General features: G+C 72.3%; 5 protein-coding genes. 2 read left to right on the top strand and 3 right to left on the bottom strand.

From position 1 onward, the window contains the following. Both C1I93_RS28805 and C1I93_RS28800 read right to left on the bottom strand, forming a co-directional pair. On the bottom strand, positions 1-483 hold a 483-nt coding region (locus C1I93_RS28805), incomplete at its 3' end, for a thiamine pyrophosphate-binding protein (protein WP_258378370.1). Positions 484-493: 10 nt separating this feature from the next. Next, on the bottom strand, positions 494-1,612 hold the full coding sequence (locus C1I93_RS28800) for a baeRF2 domain-containing protein (RefSeq protein ID WP_111246405.1): 1,119 nt from the start codon (positions 1,610-1,612) through the stop codon (positions 494-496). 149 nt (positions 1,613-1,761) lie between these two features. Between C1I93_RS28800 and C1I93_RS28795 the strand changes: the two genes are divergently transcribed. Further along, the gene (locus tag C1I93_RS28795) at positions 1,762-2,301 is read left to right on the top strand and encodes a hypothetical protein (RefSeq protein WP_111246407.1); all 540 of its coding nucleotides are present in this window, start codon (positions 1,762-1,764) and stop codon (positions 2,299-2,301) included. 159 nt (positions 2,302-2,460) lie between these two features. Here the strand turns inward: C1I93_RS28795 and C1I93_RS28790 are convergent, their stop codons facing one another. After that, positions 2,461-2,805 (bottom strand): DUF3817 domain-containing protein, encoded by a 345-nt coding sequence (locus C1I93_RS28790; RefSeq protein WP_111246404.1) that lies wholly within the window; start codon positions 2,803-2,805, stop codon positions 2,461-2,463. A 140-nt stretch (positions 2,806-2,945) separates the two neighbouring features. On the opposite strand from C1I93_RS28790, the gene C1I93_RS28785 reads away from it, so the two are divergent. Beyond that, a complete protein-coding gene (locus tag C1I93_RS28785; RefSeq protein WP_111246406.1) occupies positions 2,946-4,424 on the top strand; it encodes a glutamate-cysteine ligase family protein in 1,479 nt (492 codons plus the stop codon). Positions 4,425-4,434: the final 10 nt, after the last annotated feature.

Below are 4,434 nucleotides of genomic sequence, written 5' to 3'. Positions count from 1 at the left end.
ACGGTGGGGCGCGCCGGGGGCGGGCAACACCAGGCAGACCGGGCCGCAAGGGGTGGTCGTCGCGTACCGCACCGCCTCGTCGACACGTCCCGGGTCGGTGGCGTACCGCACGTGCCGGCACATCCCGGCGAAGAGCCGCTCCGCCGGATCGGTGGGGTCGAGGCCCGCGACGGGTCCGCCCGGCGGGCCGTCGGCGACGAGGACGGCCAGCACCGGCAGGCCGTCGCGGCGGGCGGTGTCGAGCCCGCCGAGCAGCTCGTACCCGGCCGGGCCGGCCGGCGCCAGGCAGACACCGAGCCCACCGGTGAGCCGGGCGTGGGCGGTGGCCATGAACGCGGCGCTCTCCCCGTGGCCGGTGGGCACGTACTCGGGCTCGCCGCCGGCCGCGCGCAGCGCCTCGACCAGCGGTGCGACCTGCTCCCCCGGCTGCCCGAAGACCCGTGGCACCCGCCAGGCCGCCAACGCGCGAACGAGTGCCTCCACCCCGGTAGGGTCAGGCACCGTCCCGTCCCGGGGTGACCGGGTCGACGTAGCGCAGCACCGCACCGACCCCGTCCACCAGCTCCGGCGCCTCGTCCGGGCCCAGCACCGTCAACTCGGCGTCGGTGCCGACCAGCGCGCGGATCAGCGCCGCGTCGGCGCGGACCCGGTGCGGCTCGGCGACGGCGACCAACTGCCGCGGGTCGGTGGCGATGTCGGTGGCCGCGGGGCCGATCCAGAGTTCACCGTCGGCGGACGGATCGTCCACGATCAGCATCGTGTCCACCTGGTTGCGCTGGAGCGCGGCCACCACCGCGTCGAGCCCGGCGCCGACGTCCTGCTGCATGCCGAAGCGGTCCAGGGCGGCGCTGATCCGCTGATCGGCCACCTCGGCGATGGTCTGCACGGTCAGGTCGTCCAGCAGGCTCTGATCGGCCCCGCCACCCCGCGAACCCGCGTCGGTGCGGACCACGAGGTCCTGCCAGCGCTCCGGCATCTGGGCGGCGATCATGCCGGTGGCCCGCACGTCACCGGCCACCACGACCACCTCGGCACCGACCCGCTCGGCCAGTTCGACGGTGGCGGCGGTGACATCACCGGCGTTGTGGTGCCACGCCTCCATGGCGGCGCGCTGGTAGCGCGACTGGGACCAGCCGCCGGGCTTCACCCGGCGCAACTGGTAGCTCTCCCGCCCCACCACGTGGGCCCGGCGCGGCACCCCACCGGCGCTCACCGACATGGCGTCGGCGCCGGTGCGGTCGGCCAGCACCCGCACCCACGCCACCTGCTCGCCGCGCTGGGCCAGCAGCGGCATCACGTGCGGCAGCAGCGTGTACGCGGCCAGATCGCGACGCGGTGGGGCGTGCAGGTACTCGGAGAGCACCACCCGTGCCTGCGTGCCGAAGACGGCCAGGCCGTAGTCGCCGGGCATCGGGTCGTGGCCGCGTACCACCCGGTCGATGGCGGCGATCGTCGGCTCGTCGGCGCCCTGGTCGGCCAGTTGCCGTTGCAGGCCACGCCAGCGCAGATCGAGTGCCGCGTGGGCGTCCTCGGTGTCCAGCGAGGCGTCCAGGTAGACCGAGCACCACGGCCCCGGACGCTGGTAGAGCGGACGCAGGAAGGACAGCTGCATGCTCGACCCCTTTCACAGCTCGGCCCACCGCTTACCCGTACCCTCGCGGTTGTCACCTGCCGGCCACCGCGTGACCGGTTTTCATTCACGTCGTTCAACCTCGGGAATCGATACGATCTGTGTCCGTACGCGGACTCCGGGTGGTGATCATGGACACGACATCGTACTCACGGCGCAGCCTGCACCCAACGGGGCGAATCCTCACCGCCCAGGTCGTCCGTTTCATGGACGGCTACGCCCGGGAGGTGCGGGTCAAGCAGCCCGCGCTGGTGGCGGTGGTCGCCGCCGCCGGGGTGGTCGGGCTGCTGGCCAAGCTGGTCCGGGCCCTGCTCTCCGCCGGCTCCGGCACCGGCCGACGCAAGTTCAAGGAGCTGAAGAAGGGCCCGGAATATCTGGTCACCCCGATCCGGCTGCGCGACGCCGACGGCCGCGCGTACGAGGTCGAGCTGCACGGGCACCTGCCGCAGAGCGCCCTGCACCCGGCCGACCACGTCCAGCTGACCCTGCGCGACCAGGGCGACCCCGACCTGCCGCCGAAGATCGAACGGATCGTCAACCTGACCACCGGGCAGCTGCTGCGGCCGCGTACCGCCACGATGTGGTCGCACCTGGGCCCGCCGCTGCTGCTCCAGGCCGTGCTCGGCGTCCTGCTGCTCGCCGCCCTGGCCGCCTGCGCCGCACTCACCTGAGCACCGCCGGCCGTCACCTGAGCAACCGACGCGGGCCGAGCTGTGGTGGCCGCCACGTTGTCGGCGTTGGTGGGGTGGCCGCGATGTTGTCGGCGTTCCCGCCCCCACCGGACCAGGGGTGAGCCGGCCGGCCGAGGTGAGTCAGCCGACCTGGGTGAGTCAGCCGACCGGGACCGGATCGCGGGCCGGCTCGGCGACGGTGAGCATGCCGCGCCGGCGCGCCCAGCGCTCGAAGACGATGGTGGCGAACGGCGGCACCGCGCAGGCCAGCGCCACCGCGGTGGCCAGCAGACTCCACCGGTGCACCCGGGCCACGGCCAGCACCAGCACGCCGTAGGCCACGAAGAGCGCGCCGTGGATCGGCCCGAAGATCTGCACCCCCAGCTCGTTGCCGGGCGGGCCGTACTTGACCGCCATCCCGGCCAGCAGGCCGGCCCAGGAGATCGCCTCCGCGATCGCCGCCACCACGAACAACCGGGTCACCTTCGCATGCACGTCGGCCATGCTAGCCGCAGCACCCGGGCGGACGAACCGCACGTCGAGCCGTATCGCCCGCCGGATGGTGGAGATCCGGGCAGCCGGAGCTGCGTCCGCTGGCATGGACGTGCGACGTTCGGGGTACCAGCGGTGACAGGGTGGTGACCATGGGCGAGCAAGTCGGCGTGCAGACGTTCAGCCGTCAGGATCGGGCCCGTTACCGGGAGAAGGTGCGCCGTTGTCTCGATGTCTTCGCCGAGATGCTGCGCGAGTCGCGGTTCGACGTCGACCGCCCGATGACCGGGCTGGAGATCGAACTGAACCTGGTCGACAAGGACTCGATGCCGGCGATGCGCAACGCCGACGTGCTACGGGCGATAGCCGATCCGAACTTCCAGACCGAACTCGGCCAGTTCAACGTCGAGATCAACGTACCGCCCCGGCGGCTGACCGGCACCGGCACCGCCGAGTTCGAGCAGGGCGTACGGGCCAGTCTGAACTCCGCCGACGCGCGGGCCCGGACGGTCGGCGCGCAGCTGGTGATGATCGGCATCCTGCCCACCGTGCGGCCCGAGCACCTGACCGCGGCGGCGCTGTCGGCCAACCCCCGCTACACGCTGCTCAACGAGCAGATCTTCGCCGCCCGGGGTGAGGACCTGCGGATCGCCGTCAACGGCGTGGAGCGGCTGAACGTCACCGCCGACACCATCACCCCGGAGGCGGCCTGCACCAGCACCCAGTTCCACCTTCAGGTCGGTCCGAACCAGTTCGCCGACTACTGGAACGCCGCCCAGGCCATCGCCGGGATCCAGGTGGCGCTCGGCGCCAACTCGCCGCTGTTCTTCGGCCGCGAGCTGTGGCGGGAGACCCGGATCCCGCTGTTCCAGCAGGCCACCGACACCCGGCCGGAAGAGATCAAAACCCAGGGGGTACGACCCCGGGTCTGGTTCGGGGAACGCTGGATCACCTCGGTGTTCGACCTGTTCGAGGAGAACGTACGCTATTTTCCCGCGCTGCTGCCGGTCTGCGAGGCGGAGGATCCGGCCGAGACGCTGGCTGCCGGCGGCGTGCCGGCGCTTGCCGAGCTGCGCCTGCACAACGGCACCATCTACCGTTGGAACCGGCCGGTCTACGACGTGCTGCGCGGTCGCCCGCACCTGCGGGTGGAGAACCGGGTGCTGCCCGCCGGGCCGACCGTGCTGGACACCGTCGCCAATGGCGCGTTCTACTTCGGACTGGTGCGCGCGCTGGCCGAGGCGGACCGGCCGCTGTGGTCGCAGATGTCGTTCAGCGCCGCCGAGGAGAACTTCCACACCTGCGCCCGGCACGGCATCGACGCGCACATCTTCTGGCCGGGTCTGGGCTATCTGCCGGTCACCGAGCTGGTGCTGCGCCGCCTGCTGCCGCTGGCCCACGACGGCCTGGACCGGTGGGGCCTCGACCCGGGCGAGCGGGATCGACTGCTCGGCATCATCGAGCAACGCTGCCTGACCGGACGGAACGGGGCAAGCTGGCAGGTGGCGACGCTGCACCGGCTGGAGTCTGCCGACCACCTGGACCGGCCGGACGCGCTGCGCGAGGTGGTCCGGCACTACGTCGAGCTGATGCACAGCAACCGTCCCGTCCACGAATGGCCGATCCCCTGACCCACCCACG

The organism is Micromonospora endophytica, assembly GCF_003236305.1.
GTDB classification, from domain to species: Bacteria; Actinomycetota; Actinomycetes; order Mycobacteriales; family Micromonosporaceae; genus Micromonospora; species Micromonospora endophytica.
Note: the sequence above shows the minus strand (reverse complement) of the source record. Positions and strands in the feature narration are given on the sequence as shown.

Coding starts and splice junctions, on each gene's coding strand:
- C1I93_RS28800 (WP_111246405.1), bottom strand. CDS start 1,612: ATGCAGCTGTCCTTCCTGCGTCCGCTCTACCAGCGTCCGGGGCCGTGG.
- C1I93_RS28795 (WP_111246407.1), top strand. CDS start 1,762: ATGGACACGACATCGTACTCACGGCGCAGCCTGCACCCAACGGGGCGA.
- C1I93_RS28790 (WP_111246404.1), bottom strand. CDS start 2,805: ATGGCCGACGTGCATGCGAAGGTGACCCGGTTGTTCGTGGTGGCGGCG.
- C1I93_RS28785 (WP_111246406.1), top strand. CDS start 2,946: ATGGGCGAGCAAGTCGGCGTGCAGACGTTCAGCCGTCAGGATCGGGCC.